General features: G+C 59.0%; 12 protein-coding genes. 8 read left to right on the top strand and 4 right to left on the bottom strand.

Translation table 11 applies throughout. From position 1 onward, the window contains the following. The first annotated feature begins 73 nt into the window (after nt 1-73). Nucleotides 74-415, top strand: coding sequence for an FmdB family zinc ribbon protein (locus JQ641_RS10575; protein WP_211995913.1), 342 nt, complete (start codon nt 74-76; stop codon nt 413-415). 44 nt (nt 416-459) lie between these two features. Then, nucleotides 460-1,500: an aliphatic amidase gene (locus JQ641_RS10570; RefSeq protein ID WP_211995912.1), complete on the top strand. Its 1,041-nt coding sequence runs from the start codon at nt 460-462 to the stop codon at nt 1,498-1,500. 990 nt (nt 1,501-2,490) lie between these two features. Here the strand turns inward: JQ641_RS10570 and JQ641_RS10565 are convergent. Then, complete coding sequence (locus tag JQ641_RS10565) at nt 2,491-2,886, bottom strand: MarR family winged helix-turn-helix transcriptional regulator (RefSeq protein WP_211995911.1); 396 nt, start codon at nt 2,884-2,886, stop codon at nt 2,491-2,493. 241 nt (nt 2,887-3,127) lie between these two features. On the opposite strand from JQ641_RS10565, the gene JQ641_RS10560 reads away from it, so the two are divergent. The 4 genes from JQ641_RS10560 to JQ641_RS10545 all read left to right on the top strand — a co-directional run bounded on the left by JQ641_RS10560 (nt 3,128) and on the right by JQ641_RS10545 (nt 9,337). Beyond that, nucleotides 3,128-3,970: a p-hydroxycinnamoyl CoA hydratase/lyase gene (locus tag JQ641_RS10560; RefSeq protein ID WP_211995910.1), complete on the top strand. Its 843-nt coding sequence runs from the start codon at nt 3,128-3,130 to the stop codon at nt 3,968-3,970. Nucleotides 3,971-4,003: 33 nt separating this feature from the next. Then, on the top strand, nt 4,004-6,145 hold the full coding sequence (locus JQ641_RS10555) for an acetate--CoA ligase family protein (protein ID WP_211995909.1): 2,142 nt from the start codon (nt 4,004-4,006) through the stop codon (nt 6,143-6,145). A 67-nt stretch (nt 6,146-6,212) separates the two neighbouring features. Then, nucleotides 6,213-8,612 (top strand): xanthine dehydrogenase family protein molybdopterin-binding subunit, encoded by a 2,400-nt coding sequence (locus JQ641_RS10550; RefSeq protein ID WP_211995908.1) that lies wholly within the window; start codon nt 6,213-6,215, stop codon nt 8,610-8,612. Further along, nucleotides 8,609-9,337 (top strand): enoyl-CoA hydratase/isomerase family protein, encoded by a 729-nt coding sequence (locus tag JQ641_RS10545; protein ID WP_211995907.1) that lies wholly within the window; start codon nt 8,609-8,611, stop codon nt 9,335-9,337. Before JQ641_RS10550 ends, JQ641_RS10545 begins: the two co-directional genes overlap by 4 nt. A gap of 50 nt (nt 9,338-9,387) precedes the next feature. On the opposite strand, the gene JQ641_RS10540 is transcribed toward JQ641_RS10545, so the two are convergent. Further along, nucleotides 9,388-10,368 (bottom strand): Bug family tripartite tricarboxylate transporter substrate binding protein, encoded by a 981-nt coding sequence (locus JQ641_RS10540; RefSeq protein ID WP_211995906.1) that lies wholly within the window; start codon nt 10,366-10,368, stop codon nt 9,388-9,390. 172 nt (nt 10,369-10,540) lie between these two features. Between JQ641_RS10540 and JQ641_RS10535 the strand changes: the two genes are divergently transcribed. Next, nucleotides 10,541-11,743 (top strand): FAD-dependent monooxygenase, encoded by a 1,203-nt coding sequence (locus tag JQ641_RS10535; protein ID WP_349628538.1) that lies wholly within the window; start codon nt 10,541-10,543, stop codon nt 11,741-11,743. Between the two features lie 274 nt (nt 11,744-12,017). Beyond that, the gene (locus tag JQ641_RS10530) at nt 12,018-12,824 is read left to right on the top strand and encodes an IclR family transcriptional regulator (RefSeq protein ID WP_211995904.1); all 807 of its coding nucleotides are present in this window, start codon (nt 12,018-12,020) and stop codon (nt 12,822-12,824) included. A 9-nt stretch (nt 12,825-12,833) separates the two neighbouring features. Here the strand turns inward: JQ641_RS10530 and JQ641_RS10525 are convergent, their stop codons facing one another. Further along, complete coding sequence (locus JQ641_RS10525) at nt 12,834-13,274, bottom strand: hypothetical protein (protein ID WP_211995903.1); 441 nt, start codon at nt 13,272-13,274, stop codon at nt 12,834-12,836. Nucleotides 13,275-13,808: 534 nt separating this feature from the next. Then, entirely contained in the window at nt 13,809-15,371 is a 1,563-nt protein-coding gene (locus tag JQ641_RS10520) for an acyl-CoA synthetase (protein WP_211995902.1), read from the bottom strand. Between the last annotated feature and the right edge of the window lie 36 nt (nt 15,372-15,407).

Below are 15,407 nucleotides of genomic sequence, written 5' to 3'. Positions count from 1 at the left end.
CGGGATGCGGGACGGTGTGTGTATCTGCCGCCCCGCATCCATCGTCGCGTGCTATTTGCGCGAGGATATTGAAATGCCGGTTTACGAATATCTCTGCAACGATTGCGGCCCGTTCACCGACATGCGGCCGATGGCCGAATGCGATGCGCCGCAGGATTGCCCGCAATGCGAAACCGAATCGCCGCGCGTGATCCTGACCGCGCCGGCGTTCTTCTGCATGCCGTCGGACAAGCGCAAGGCCCATGCCACCAACGAGCGCAGCGCCAACGCGCCCAAAACCCTCGATCAGTACAAGGCCTCGCATGGTCCCGGCTGCGGCTGCTGTTCAAGCAAGAAACCGGCGCGGCTGGTGACCAGGACAAGAAGCGGCGCCAAGAGTTTCCCGACCGCGCGGCCGTGGATGATCAGCCACTGATGCAGTGACGGCAGAGTTGAACCAGAACAGGAGGGGCGAACCCCATGCTTCACGGTGACATTTCCTCGAGCAACGACACGGTCGGCGTCGCCGTCGTCAACTACAAAATGCCGCGCCTGCACACCAAGGCGGAGGTGCTCGACAACGCCCGCAAGATCGCCGACATGGTGGTGGGCATGAAGCTCGGCCTGCCGGGCATGGATCTGGTGATCTTCCCGGAATATTCCACCCACGGCATCATGTACGACTCCAAGGAGATGTACGAGACCGCATCCGTCGTGCCCGGCGAGGAAACCGCGATCTTCGCCGAAGCCTGCCGCAAGGCGAAAGTGTGGGGCGTGTTCTCGCTCACCGGCGAGCGTCACGAGGAGCATCCGCACAAGGCGCCCTACAACACCCTGATTCTGATGAACGACAAGGGCGAGATTGTCCAGAAGTACCGTAAGATCATGCCGTGGGTGCCGATCGAAGGCTGGTATCCCGGCAACTGCACTTACGTTTCCGACGGACCAAAGGGCATGAAGGTCAGCCTGATCATCTGCGACGACGGCAATTTTCCGGAAATCTGGCGCGATTGCGCCATGAAGGGCGCGGAACTGATCGTGCGCTGCCAGGGCTACATGTATCCGGCCAAGGAACAGCAGATCCTGATTTCCAAGGCGATGGCTTGGGCCAACAATGTCTATGTGGCGGTCGCCAATGCCGCCGGCTTTGACGGCGTCTATTCCTATTTCGGCCACTCCGCGATCATCGGCTTCGATGGCCGCACGCTGGGCGAGACCGGCGAAGAGGAATACGGCATCCAGTATGCGGCGCTGTCGAAGAACCTGATCCGCGACGCCCGCCGCACCAACCAGTCGCAGAACCATCTCTACAAGCTGGTGCATCGCGGCTACACCGGCATGATCAATTCCGGCGAAAGCGCCAAGGGCCTGGCGACATGCCCCTACGACTTCTACTCGAAATGGATCGCCGATCCCGAAGGCACCCGCGAAATGGTCGAGGCGATGACCCGCCCGACCGCGGGCACTGCTGAATGCCCCATCGACGGCATCCCGAATGAAACATCCGGGACCAACTACTAAGCGACGCGCGTGCTCGCTGGTCAAGAAAGCCCCGCGCAACACATTTTCAACACGACGAACCTAAGCTATCGATCTTGTTAAGGTGAAAAAGGTTTCCCAAACCGTAGGTCTTCGTTGGTATCTACGGGGGTAGCTGAGCCGGCCGAAATGTACGAGGCGGTCGCAACTTTGCCGACAATCGGCGTAGGCGGTCGATCGACAAAGTCGACGAATAGTCGACTTTGTGGGGGCAGCAAGCGCGCGTCGTCTGGCGAGACAACTCACATACCCGCGCGTTCGGTAGGAGGAGGCGCGAAGCCCACTCTCCCTTCGCCATACACTCATCCATCGCTGCCCCTTCGTCCGCGCTGGTAGATCGAATGTGACGAACCGACTTTGAAGCGTCAACGTGGGTTTGGTTTATCAACCTGTCGCAACGGTACGATTGACGCGGGATGGGCTCCGATGTCTGCTTTGGGTCAAGGTGGAAATGGCCTGAACGTCCGCTACTGGCGGCGGGTTCAACTGATCGCCGCAACACATGCTGCGAACTTGTCTGCTGGGGTTTGATATACGGCGGGATGGTGAGGTCATGCCTGAAGTCGTGGCCATCCCCAAGCGCCCTGAATGCCTTCCAGGCGCTGATGCCGCAGCTGATCTACAAGAACGAGCGATTGGCAATCCGGGAGTCCCGGCCGACACCCGCTAGAGCTCCCGTCGCGATCTCGGCGATCGGCACGAAATCCTTCCTCGGGATCGTAGGGCATCGTTGGGCCGCGGCCAGAAGCCCCAGCACCGTGCGGCGTGTGCAAACTGCGGAATCGATTGCCGCGATATCCCTCTTCATGCCGGCAGGTGGTCTGGCCCGGGGGCGTCTTAGCGGCGCGATCGACAGAATACTTGCGAACCGGAGTGGGTGCGGTCCTGGAGGCTGGGATGAATGTGCGGAGGCGACGGTCGTACGGCGCTTGCACATCAAAGGCAAGGGATCTCCGGGTTGCAGCGCCATCGCTACCTTTCGCCGAGCGCGGCGAGAGCCGTCGTCAGGACCGATCGCAGCAAATCGAGTTTCGATTTCGATTGGCCTTCAAAAATCGTTTGCTCAAGCTTCGATACGATAATATCGCCTCGCTGGCACGCTGCCTCTCCCACCTTCGTCAGGCTCAGGAGCATCGCCCTCTTGTTCGACGGATCCTCGCGACGTTCGATCAGGCCCTTTCGTTCCAGTAATTGTATGATTTCTCCCATCGCCTGTGGCGTTACATAGAACCTCCGCGAAAGCCGCGCCGACGATAGTCCGGCATTATGCGCCAATACGCTTAGAATTGTGTAGTGAAAGGACGATAGCTCCAGGGGGCGCAGTGCTTCGTCGAGTCTTGTGCGCGTGGCATGCGTCAGCACATGCATAAGATACAACGTTCCAGCGTGCGACGATGATGACTTTGTCACGTACGTTCCCTATTGACGAGTAGCTTCCAATATGGAAGGTTACCTTATATAAGGCAACCTGTCATTATGACGGCAGTTGTGGCCCACAGCGGGTCCCCATTGACGACATTGGCGGGGTGGTGTCCAGCGTCGCTGGCGCTGGTCGAATTATCGTTCACCTCTACGCGATCCAAATGTCCGCAATCAAAGGATGCTCGAAATGACCGCTCAAAATCACCGACCGGCTCCAGGCGGAGAGAACGTGAAGGTTGAGTTTGACGACGGGATTGCGTGGTTGAAGCTCAATCGTCCGGGCAAACGCAACGCGATGAGTGTGGCGATGGCCACCGAGATGAATCAGGTGCTTGACGAACTGGAACTCGACGATCGCTGTGGCGTCGTTGTTCTGACCGGCGAGGGAGATGCGTTTTCAGCCGGCATGGATCTGAAGGATTTTTTCCGGGCAACCGATAACAAGCCCGATATCGAAAGGCATCGGGCGTATCGGGAAACTCGCAATTGGCAGTGGCGTAAACTGATGTTCTACGGCAAACCTACCATCGCTATGGTCAATGGTTGGTGCTTTGGCGGTGCATTTACGCCACTGGTCTGCTGTGACCTCGCCATTGCCGCGGACGAGGCTGTGTTCGGGCTTTCCGAGATCAATTGGGGAATCATCCCTGGTGGTGTTGTTCCGAAGGCACTCTCGACGCTCGTGAACGATCGCAAGTCACTTTACTACATCATGACTGGCGAGCAGTTCGGCGGAAAGGCCGCGGTAGAGATGGGGCTCGTCAACGAGTCCGTACCGTCCGACCAGCTGATGGGTCGCACCCGTGAGTTGGCCAAGACACTGCTCGCAAAGAATCCGACGGTGCTGCGTGCGGCAAAAAACTCGTACAAATTCGTCCGGGAAATGACTTGGGAAGAATCTGCAGAATATCTTACGGCTAAGCTTGACCAGACCACCATGGTCGACCCGGAGCGAGGACGCGCGAAGGGTATGGGTCAGTTTCTTGACGAGAAATCGTACAAGCCCGGCCTCGATAACTATCCACGCTGATCGCTAAGAGCGGTTTCGTTGGAGAATGCGACAGTGACCAAGTCGACTGCATCCGAGAGCTCGTACGACCGGGACTTACCGCAGCGATCGCCTATAGAGCGTTTGCTTAATCCTCGGTCGGTGGCGATCGCCGGAGTTTCAGCGACACCCGGATCACTGGCCGCCATTGTTCTCGACAATCTTGAGCGCTTTGCGTTCTCTGGCGATATCCATCTGCTTCATCCCAAGCAGGCCAGAATTCGCGGGCGGTCCTGCGTAAAGCACGCGTCGGAGTTGCCTTACGGCGTCGATTGCGTGGTTCTTGCGATCCCCGCTGCGGCGGTACTTGATGCGGTCAAGGGCTGTGCAGAGCGCGGTGTCGGCGGCATCGTGATTTTTTCCGCCGGTTTTGCCGAGCTTGGTGCCGAAGGCAGGGCGGCTCAGGACGAAATTGCGGCCATCGCGCGTTCGAACAACATCGCTATTGAGGGGCCGAATTGTCTCGGCTTCGTCAATGATGCGGATGGCGTCGCCCTGACCTTTGCGGTGGCCGAACCGCGTCCGATGACCGGACCTGGGATCGCTGTGATTTCCCAGAGCGGCGCCATGGCGGCCGTCGTTCGGGCGGCCCTGGACAGTCGCGCCCTAAATGTATCCGTTTCGATTTCGACCGGGAACGAAGCAGCCAATGGCATCGAGGATTTTATCGCGTATGCGCTCAAGACCGGTCAGACCCGCGCGATTGCGATGGTCGTCGAGCATATTCGAAGGCCGCGCGAGTTTCTCGAATTGGCCAGGCGTGCGAGGGCTCTTGGCGTCGTGTTGGTTATGCTTCATCCCGGCCGCTCGGGCGCAGCGCGGGAATCGGCGCGGACGCACACGGGAGCCCTGACCGGCGACTACGAGGTCATGCAGGCGATCGTGGAGCGCGCAGGCGTCATGATCGTCGAGACGCTCGAGGAGCTCATCGACATTTCCGACTGCGTGATGCGCTGCGCACACCGACCGTTCGGCGGCGTAGCCATTCTTGGCGAATCCGGCGCTTACAAGGCAATCGCGCTAGACTATTGCGAGACGCTCGGTGTTCCGCTGCCCCAGCCCACAGGCGAGGCCGCCACTCGGCTCAACGCGGTCGCCCCGGGCTTTATTGTGGCCAGCAATCCTCTCGACCTTACAGCGCAAGCCTTGGTTGATCCCGGGCTCTATATGCGCGCTCTTGAAGATCTGATGGCGCATCCGGACTGCGGCAGCCTGCTGGTGACGATCATTCTTTCCAGTTCGCAAATGGCGTCGCGCAAGATGCCGCCCGTGCTGGAGGCTCTGCGTCACTGGTCGAAAAGGCGTGCGGTCTTGTTTGCAATGCTTGGTGACGAAACTCAAATTCCGGGAGAAATCATAACTGCCGTTCGCGAGGCCGGCGTTCCATTCTTTCGGTCGCCTGAAAGAGCGGTCCGTGCGCTTGCGCGCTATGCACGATGGGCCGACTCGAACGTTCGTAATTCGGCTTTGTCCGAGGAGATCGAGGTATCCAAGCGCCTGCCGGTCGGCATAATTCCGGAATACGCGGCGAAGGATATTCTCGAACAGGCCGGATTGCCAATGCCTGCGCGACGCCTGGTCGCCGATGTCGAGGCTGCTGCGTCTGCTGCTCGCGCAATCGGTTATCCCGTGGCCCTGAAAATTCAATCCGCTGCGCTACCGCACAAGACGGAGGTCGGAGGGGTCGTTCTCAATCTCGCTAACGAAGAGGAATTGCGCTCGGGATGGGATAGGTTGTACCGCAACCTTGGTGCCGCTGCCGAACTCCCGATCGACGGCGTGCTGGTCGAACGGATGTCCGGCGCGGGACTTGAGTTGATTCTGGGGGCACGGACCGATCCTGAATGGGGGCCGGTGCTGGTGGTTGGGCTCGGCGGAATTCTTGCCGAGGCGCTGAAGGATGTGCGCGTCCTGCCGGCAGACGCTACAGCAGATGAAATCAAGGCCGCCCTGCGTGCGTTGAAGGGAGCCGCGTTGCTCGGTCCTTTTCGCGGAAAGCCAGTTCGGGATATCGATGCCCTCGTGTCGGCGGTCAGCATGCTCGGCTCCTTCGTCCGCGCCCATCCGGAAGTCAGCGAGATTGACGTCAATCCACTGATCGTGTTCGCGGAAGGCGAGGGTGTCTTGGCGCTCGATGCGCTGATCTCGTGTCGCTGAACCGGACCGAGGAGGCAACCGGAACGCGCTTGCATGTCGACAATAGCGAGCCTGGGTATGTCACACGATGAATTCCGGTCGTAGGGAAGATCTACGTCTCGTCCGAGGCAAGGGCTGTTACGCCGACGACCTCGAGTTTTCAGGGATGGCGCGCGCCCTCATGGTCCGCTCACCGCACGCCCATGCGAAGATGAGAAAGATCGACGTCGCCGCGGCAATGGCGCTGCCGGGCGTAATCGCCGTGCTGACCGGCGCGGACGCATTGGCGGACGGTCTGGGACCAATTCCTCATGCGACCGGAAGCTCGAAGACAGGCTCCGACATTCGGTTGGCCAACCGCGACGGGACCGAACGGAGGATCACGCAGCAATTCGCGCTGCCCTTGGATCGCGTCCGCTATGTCGGCGAGGGGGTCGTTCTGGTGGTCGCCGAGACCTTAGCGCAGGCCCGCGATGCCGCCGAGGCCGTCGCGATCGATTGGGAGCCGCTGCCGGCCGTGGTTCATGCGACCGCTGCGCTCGCGCACGGTGCGCCGCAGCTCTGGGACCATATTCCCGGCAACTGCACGCTGGAAGCAGATTTGGGAAACCCGACGGCGACGGCCGCGGTATTCGCGGGTGCCGCGCATTGCGTGCGGCTGAACAGCTGGATTCAACGAGTGACTGGCGTTCATATGGAGCCTCGCGCCGTCGCGGCGACCTGGGATGAAGCCTCGGCAATGTACACTGTCCACGCCTCGCACGGCCTCGGGGTGGTCCAGATGCGCAACGAACTCGCGAGCGTGCTCGGTGTCGCCGTTGACCAGATTCGCGTCGTCGCGCCGCAAGATGTCGGCGGAAATTTTGGGACACGCAACGCGACCTACCCTGAGTTCGCCCTGGTGGCGTGGGCTGCACGACGGTTACATCGGTCGGTAGCTTTCAAGGTTGAGCGCAGCGAGGCCTTCCTGTCTGATTATCAGGGGCGGGATCTACACGTCGACGCGGAGCTTGCTCTCGATGCCTTCGGAAATTTCCTGGCACTGCGTTCGGTCAACACCGGCAACAACGGGGCCTACACGACGTCGTTCATACCCCTGAACAAGGGGGCGCAGCTGATGCCGAGCCTTTACCGTATTCCGGTGGCGCATGTGGTGGCGCGGGCAGCCGTAACCAATACGCCGGCAACGATTCCGTATCGTAGCGCCGGACGGCCGGAGGCGATCTATGTCATCGAGAGGCTTATCGATTTGGCCGCGCAACAATGTGGCTTCGATCGTCTCGAGTTGCGCCGCCGAAACATGATATCGCCACTGGAACAGCCCTATCGAAATCCGCTGGGAGTGACCTACGATAACGGCGACTACAATGGGGTCATGGAGCGCGCGATCGATCTGGCCGATTGGGCCGGGTTCTTGCATCGCCGGCGCGCTTCCCGTACGCGAGGCCGTTGCCGCGGAATCGCCGTCGGAAATTACATCGAGACGACCAGTGGGGCTCCGCGCGAACGAGCAGAGATCCTCGTCCGTCCAGAGGGCAAGATCGAGATCATCGTGGGTACGCAGAGTACGGGGCAGGGCCACGAGACAGCATTTCCTGAACTCGTGGCCGGATGGTTCGGCGTGCCACGCGACTTGGTCGCTTTGCGGACGGGTGACACCGATTTTGTGAAAGCCGGCGGTGGGACCCATTCGGGAAGATCACTGCGGATGGCAAGCCTGGTAATGCACCATGCGACTGTCGAGATCATCGAAAAAGGTCGCCGGATCGCTGCAGTTCTTTTTGAGGCAGACATCACCGATGTGACCTTTGAAAATGGAGGTTTCGTCATCAAAGGAACTGATCGCGGGCACAGCATCTTTGAGATTGCGCAAATGGCCCTGGACGATGGCAGAGTATCGAGCGAGTTGGGCGGACCTCTTGCCGCGACATCCGATCAGGTCATTTCCGGACTCGCCTTTCCTTACGGTACGGCCGTTTGCGAAGTGGAGATTGATCCCGAGACCGGAGAACTCGAGATCCAGCGTTACACGTCAGTGGATGATGTCGGGCGAGCGCTGAATCCGATGATATTGCACGGGCAGACCCATGGGGCGATCGCGCAGGGGGTGGGGCAGGCTCTCCTGGAGCAATGCGTGTTCGAGCCCGAGACCGGGCAAAACCTTTCAGGGTCCTTCATGGACTACGCGATTCCTCGTGCGACCGATCTGCCGTCGCTGACGACGGCGTTGAGCGAAGTACCTGCCACTAGTCATCCGCTCGGATTTCGCCCAGGCAGCGAAGGGGGGACGACCCCGGCACTGGGGGTGACGATCAACGCGATCGTCCATGCGCTTTCCGAATTCGGCATCACGCACATCGAGATGCCGGCTACTTCATCTAGAATTTGGCAGGCCATTTCCGAAGCTAAAATGGCGATGTCCCGACCCCGCATTCCCGATTACGCCAATACAGGCCGAAAAGCAGCGATCTCCGGAGATACTCGATGACTGATAGTGTACGAATTGTGCCCCGCCAAGACGCCATTCTCGAAGTCGTACTGGCAAGTCCCGCCTCCGGAAATCTGCTTAGTCCTTCCATGGTCGATGCCATCGTTCAGGCCTTCGAGGCGATGTCCCCGACGACGCGGGCTGTCTACTTGCACGCCGACGGGCCGGATTTTTGTACCGGTCGCACGTCGGTCATACCTCCGCCCGGTACACGGGCGACGGCCCTGGATCTTCGCCACTCGATCGCGGACCCCATTCTCGATTTCTATCAATGTGTGCGAGATCTCAACGTTCCGCTCATCATATCAGTGCGGGGAAAGGCTGCAGGGGTAGGGTGCGCGCTCGCCGGTCTCGCGGATGTCTGCATAGCATCCGAGGATGCGAAATTTTCCGTGCCGGAGATGGACAAAGATATCGCGCCGACCCTCGTCATGGCTGCATTGTCCGATCGGCTTTCGCGCGCGGCACTGGCACGGCTTATCTTCACGCGCGATTCATTAGCCGCATCGGAAGCCCAGGCGATCGGCCTCGTGAGCATGACATGCCCCTCAGATCAGATCGAAGGGCATGTCGCGGCGTTATTGGCAAAGTTGGCCCGGAACTCGGTGCCCACGTTGCGCGGGGTGAAATCATTCCTGAAACATCACCCGGAAACATCGTTTGCAGCAAGGCGCGATGCGGCCGCGCTGATCAATTGCGTGGTCATGGCTGAGAAGTATCGCTGAAGCTCTCGCTGCATCAGGAACCCCGGTGGGGTTACGTACGCAACATCGCCTCAGTTCGCTTTTCCAGTGGACTTTGCGACGACCTTCTCCCATTTGGCCGCCTCACTGGCAATAAAAGCCTGAAATTCGTCGGGACTCATCGGCATCGGTACTGAGCCGAGCGCGCGGATCTTGTCGACGACTCCCGGATCGGCCAATGCCGTCACGAAGGCCTTGTTGAGTTTGGCGACCAGATCGGCTGGAGTTCCGGCCGGGGCGACAATGCCAAACCAGCCGATCGACTCGAAATCCGGCAAGCCCGACTCGGCGAATGTAGGAATTGTGGGCAAGCGGGCAAATCGTTGAGCGGAAGAAACCGCGACCGTTGTGATCATACCACTCTCGATCGCCTGCAAGGCGGATGGCGGATCAACTATACCGAGGTCGATATGTCCTCCGATCAGGTCATTCACGACAGGCGCGATACCGCGATAGGGCACGAAATCAATCTTGATAGCAGCGGTCTGGTTTAACATTTCGGCCGTCAAATGCATCATCGTGCCATTGCCGCCGTGACCGAGAGCGAGCGGCTGCTTCGAGTCCTTGGCAAGTGCGATAATATCGCGAAGGGATTTTCCCTTATGCGATGACGATGCCGCCAGGATGAAGGGTACCGAGGCGAGTCCTGTCACCGGTCTGAGGTCCTTGCGGGGGTCGTAAGGCGGCTTTTCCTGAAGGCCCAGATTGATGCCGAGTGCGCCTGCGCCTCCCAGTCCAATCAGGTATCCATCCGGCGGCGCCTTTGCGACCATGTCGATTCCCAATGCGCCGCCCGCACCGGGCTTGTTTTCGATCACGATCGGCTGCCCCAGTTGCTTCTCGGCAGCTTGTTGTACGATTCGGGCAATCGCATCGGAGCTGCCGCCGGCAGGGAAACTCACGACAAGACGAATGGGACGGTCGGGATATGCCCAGGAGGCAGACCCGCTCACGATGACTGTTCCCAGGCACGCGAGGATCGCAAACGCCACGGTGATTACCGCTTGTTTCATAGTCGCTCCCTCTCCCATTCAACCAACTTCTTATCGTCAGCAGCGAAAACTGCATGCGACGGCATCGCCGCTGTGGCCATCCAACATTATAAAATCAGATTTGACAAACTTAATACAGCAATTATGAATTGTTCAATCCTAATTGCTGAGGTGCGCCTTGCGAGCGATCATTGTGGGAGCTGGAATTGGTGGGTTGACCGCCGCCCTTGCATGTCTGCGTCGCGGTATCGACGTCGAGGTGTTCGAGCAGGCCCCTGCCTTCGCCGAGGTCGGTGCAGGCGTTCAGATTTCGGCCAACGGATCCCGAGTCCTTCTCGCACTCGGCCTTGAACCGGCGCTGCAACCCCTTTGGGTCGAACCGGCCGGCAAGGAGATCCGCCTCTGGAATACCGGCGAGACGTGGAAGCTGTTTGATCTCGGCGTAGTGTCTCGCGAGCGGTATGGCGCGCCATACTTCATGATCCATCGCGCGGACCTGCATCGAGCGTTGGTTGATGCGGTAACGGCCCTAAAGGCGGATGCCGTGCGCCTGAACTCTCGGTACTTGAAGTTTGAGCAGGACGAGACCGGGGTGCAGATCACGTTGCAGGACGGCGCGCGTAGCCGGGGCGACGTCCTGATTGGAGCCGATGGCGTACACTCGCAGATCCGCAGCCAGTTGGCCGGTGCCGATCGAGCGCATTTCACCGGATGTGTTGCATGGAGGGGGTTGATCCACGCGAGCTTGCTACCTTCGAAATTCTCGCGCCCTGTTGGCACCAACTGGGTGGGGAGCGGCGGACATGTAGTCACATACCCTGTTCGCGGACTGGAGAGCTTCAATTTCGTTGGCATTGTCGAGCGTGACGATTGGCAAGTCGAATCCTGGACCGAGCGAGGTACGCATGACGAGTGCGCGGCCGACTTCGAGGGATGGCACCCAGACATCCACGAAATCATCCGCAACATCGACGTACCCTACAAGTGGGCGCTGCTCGGACGCCAGCCGCTGACACGCTGGAGTTTCGGGCGCGTGACTTTGCTCGGAGATGCGGCCCATCCGACGCTTCCGACGCTCGCTCAGGGTGCGAACATGGCGATCGAGGACGGAGCCGTGTTGGCCCAATGCCTGTCCGAGAATGCCGATTTTCCGCAAGCGTTGTCCCGATATGAAAGCCTACGGATCGGTCGGACGACAAAATTGGTGAACGGCGCTCTCGATAACTCGAAACGCTTCCATAATCCGGCCTTGGCGGATGCTGTCGGGGCGAAACGATATGTCGAAAACGAGTGGCGGGAAGACAAGGTCAAGCAGCGCTACGACTGGATATTCGAGTACGACGCGCTGCGCGCTGATGCGATGCCGCGTATGCCTGCGGTATCCGCAGCGATCTAGGTACGGAAAAGACGGGCTGCGTCAAGGCGGCTTCGCCTTGAGAATACTTCATCGCGTCATGCCGGGAGACTGATGAGACGTGCTTCTACTTCTGGACTGCGGCCAACGGCTTTGGGTCGTTCGTGATCGGCGAACCGGTATCTGGTCGTACAGCGCGGCATTCAATGTGTCTTGGCCAGTCAAGCCGCGGTCAGAGCGGACCTTGATGGCATTATGATCTGTTGTAGCTGCTGCATTCCGGCTAAACATTTCATCTGCAGCGCAGGAACGTGGCATGATGCGAGATCAGACCGATAGAGACCAAAGCGATAGGGGCCAACGCAACATCCAGGCTGTAGAGGTGGGATTCCGGCTCATTCGAGCGCTTGAGGAGGCCCCCGGTCCGATGTCGTTGAAGTCCCTCTCGGCGGCTGCAGGGATGTCGGCAAGCAAGGCCCATCTCTATCTCGTGAGCTTTTGCAATCTCGGCCTCGTGGTCCAGGAATCCGAAACCGGGTACTATGCCCTCGGTCCCTACGCCCTTCAGTTGGGACTCACTGCTCTCTCCAAGATCGACCTGGTCCATCAAGCGCGAAAAACTCTTTACGACTTGCGGGATGTAACGGGGGAGGCGGCGTATCTCTCTATCCATGGAAATGTCGGGCCGTGTATTGTCGCGAAAGTGGATGGACTAAAGGAAGTCCCACTGGTCGTCAGGGTTGGCTTCACGCTGCCGCTGACTTCGTCTGCAACAGGGCGGATCTACCTCGCGTTCGCGAACCCGGAATGGGTCAAGCGCTGCGTTGAAATTGAGCGGCAAATGGCTCGAACATCCTCCAAGTTCAAGTTCACTGCCGCCGAACTTGGCGAGATAGTAAAAGCCGTAAAGGCACGAGGCTATGCCAAGACCGAGAGCCTGCTCAATATCGGCCATGCCGCCATGTCGTCTCCGGTCTTTGACTACGAAGGAAGGCTCGCAGGCGCGCTGACCCTTCTAGGTCCGGCAAACGATTTTGATCGCGAAACCGAACTACGATTTAGCAAACTCCTGCTGAGTCATGCGAACGCGCTTTCGTCGTCGATAGGTCACCGAGGCGGATAGCCGCGGCATTCAATTTAGTAAAATCAAATTTGATTGAATTTTACAGAATACGGTCGACCCAACGAAAGCTTGGTTGGGGGGTGAACGATCCTCCGCGCAATAGTGATAGCTTCGTCCAGGGGTACTTCGGACTCGGGCGGCAGCGCGATGACAAACCGACATGGCACCTTGGGGCTTACGAATGCGCTCCGATACTGGTGTCCAAATCTTGCGGATCTCGGTCATGTCGAGCGCGTGAGCCAGAACGGCAGGGTCGCGAAATTCCTCAGCGACGTTAGGCGGCAGCAGCACTTCTAAATGAGCGAGATCATCGTGCAGATGCGAGTAGTCGAATGGAACGTCGTGCCGCGGATCCATCATGACGGTTCGGTCCGTATAGGCGAATTCTCGCGTCACACCGGCGTTCTCGGTGATATGGATCGGCTTTGCTCTCGAAAATGCGATTGCCAATGAAGTGCGCTTTCCGCATTTAATATTGAGCGTTCCGTGTTTCAGGGGCCGTCTCTGCCGACGTGGCGGCGATTGCGGTGCCGGCCGAGGAAGAGCAGGGGCAGGCCTGACACGGCGGTTCTGGAAGGGCAGTCTATTGCCACGGCGACGGCGACGTTGTGCTCGTCCTCTGGTTTCCCGCGCCGCCCCACCTGACTGTCGCGTTAGGAGTGCGCAAGCGGTCTGTGACCTAAATAGTGAGACGAGTTGGCGTGCCTGTGTCCGATGTCGTTGACCGCTCACAAGAGTAAAATGACAAAGTTCGGCGAACTTGCGGGATGCTGCACTGAGGTGCTACACACGCATCGTCGCTCCGGTTTTGTGAGTTATTTCAATCGGTTGTGATCGGCACGGTTCTGGCTGAGTACCCTCCCGCCGCAGTCAGGACTCAAATTACTGAGTTCGTTATAGAAACCGCTCTGTTTCCGTCCAAGTTTGGAAATCAGGTTTAGAAGCTCGGTCGAGAATTGCTGCTGGCGCGCCGGGTTGAGAGCATCACTTTCGGTATCGATCTCTCATCGCGGCATCGGGGGCCCCTATCGCCTGGACCAGCTGCCGCCGTAACTCTGTTTTCAACACCTTCCCGGCCGCGTTGCGGGGAAGTGCCCCGATCAGTTCCAGCCGTCGAGGCATCTTGTATCGGCCAAGCGATTTGCTCGCGAAGTCTCTCAGCTCTTCGAGTGTCAGTGTTGACCCGGGCTTAAGCGTCACGACCGCGGTGACGGCTTCGCCCCACTTGTCGTCGGGCACTCCGATCACAGCGACTTCGGCGATAGAGAGATGTTTGGAAAGTGCGCTTTCAACCTCTGCCGGATAAATATTCTCACCACCGCTGATGATCATGTCCTTCAGACGATCGCAGACATAGAGAAACCCTTCATCGTCGGTGTAGCCAATATCGCCTGTTCGAAACCAACCCTCGCGATCAATCACCTCCGCGGTCGCGTCGGGACGGTTCCAGTAGCCCAACATGACGTTCGGTCCTCGAACCTGAATTTCGCCCATGATGTTCGGTCCCGTAACAATTGAACCATCGGAATGGGCAAGCCTTAGCTCGGTAAACAGGGGTGGGCGACCAGACGAGCCGAGCTTCGAGATGCTGTATTCCGATGACAGAAACGTGCACATCGGCGCCGTTTCTGTCAGCCCATAACCCTGTTGGATCGCTATGCCTCGCGCTTCATAGATCTGCAGGAGGGGCATGGGACAAGGTGCGCCGCCACAGATAAGCATCCGTACCGCGGAGAGATCGGTTTTCTCGAAATTCGGATGCTGTGCCATGGATTGGAACATGGCCGGGACACCGAACATCGTCGAGACGCGATGTTGCGATAATGCAGCGAGTGCCGCGCCGGGATCGAACGATCGATGCAAGACCACTTCGCCGCCTTTCTGAAGTGTCAGGAGAGTAACAGCGTTCAACCCTGCGATATGAAAGAGTGGCGCAACGGCCAACGTAACGTCATCCTGTGATGCGTCCTGACTGAAGACGGCATTTATGTTATTCCACCACAGGTTCGCATGCGTCAGGATCGCCCCCTTCGGCGTTCCAGTGGTTCCGGATGTGTACATGATCAGCGCCGCCGCATCGGGATCTACTCGGACGCCATGATCAATCGCTGGTTCCGCTCCTTCGATCGATAACCATTGACCGGCTGCTTCCGTGGTGAGGTAGGATGAAACTGTGGTGAGCTCGTCGCGTATCCTATCGATGAGCCCGCGATGTTGTGTGTCTACGACCATTGCGCAAGCGCCCGCATCGTTGGCGATGAAGACGAGCTCGGGTCCGGTAAGCCGGAAATTCAATGGCACAAACGCCGCACCGAGCCGTGCAGCCGCGAACATGACGACAAGGAAAAGGGGTTGGTTGAGGCCGAGAAAGGCGACGCGATCGCCGCTGTGGACGCCGAGCTTCCTTAGGCGACCGGCCAGAGCGTCGATTCGGCGCTGCACCTCGCGATAGGTCCACGTAACGCCTTCGAAAGTAAGTGCCTTTCTTTCCGGCGTACGTTGCGCGCGCTGGTAGAACCAATTTGCAAGACCGATATCGGGGCTCATGACATTCTCCCATCGTTAACGCAACGTCGCATCTTC

Origin of the sequence: Bradyrhizobium sp. JYMT SZCCT0180 (assembly GCF_018130165.1) — a bacterium.
Classification (GTDB): Bacteria; Pseudomonadota; Alphaproteobacteria; order Rhizobiales; family Xanthobacteraceae; genus Bradyrhizobium.
Note: the sequence above shows the minus strand (reverse complement) of the source record. Positions and strands in the feature narration are given on the sequence as shown.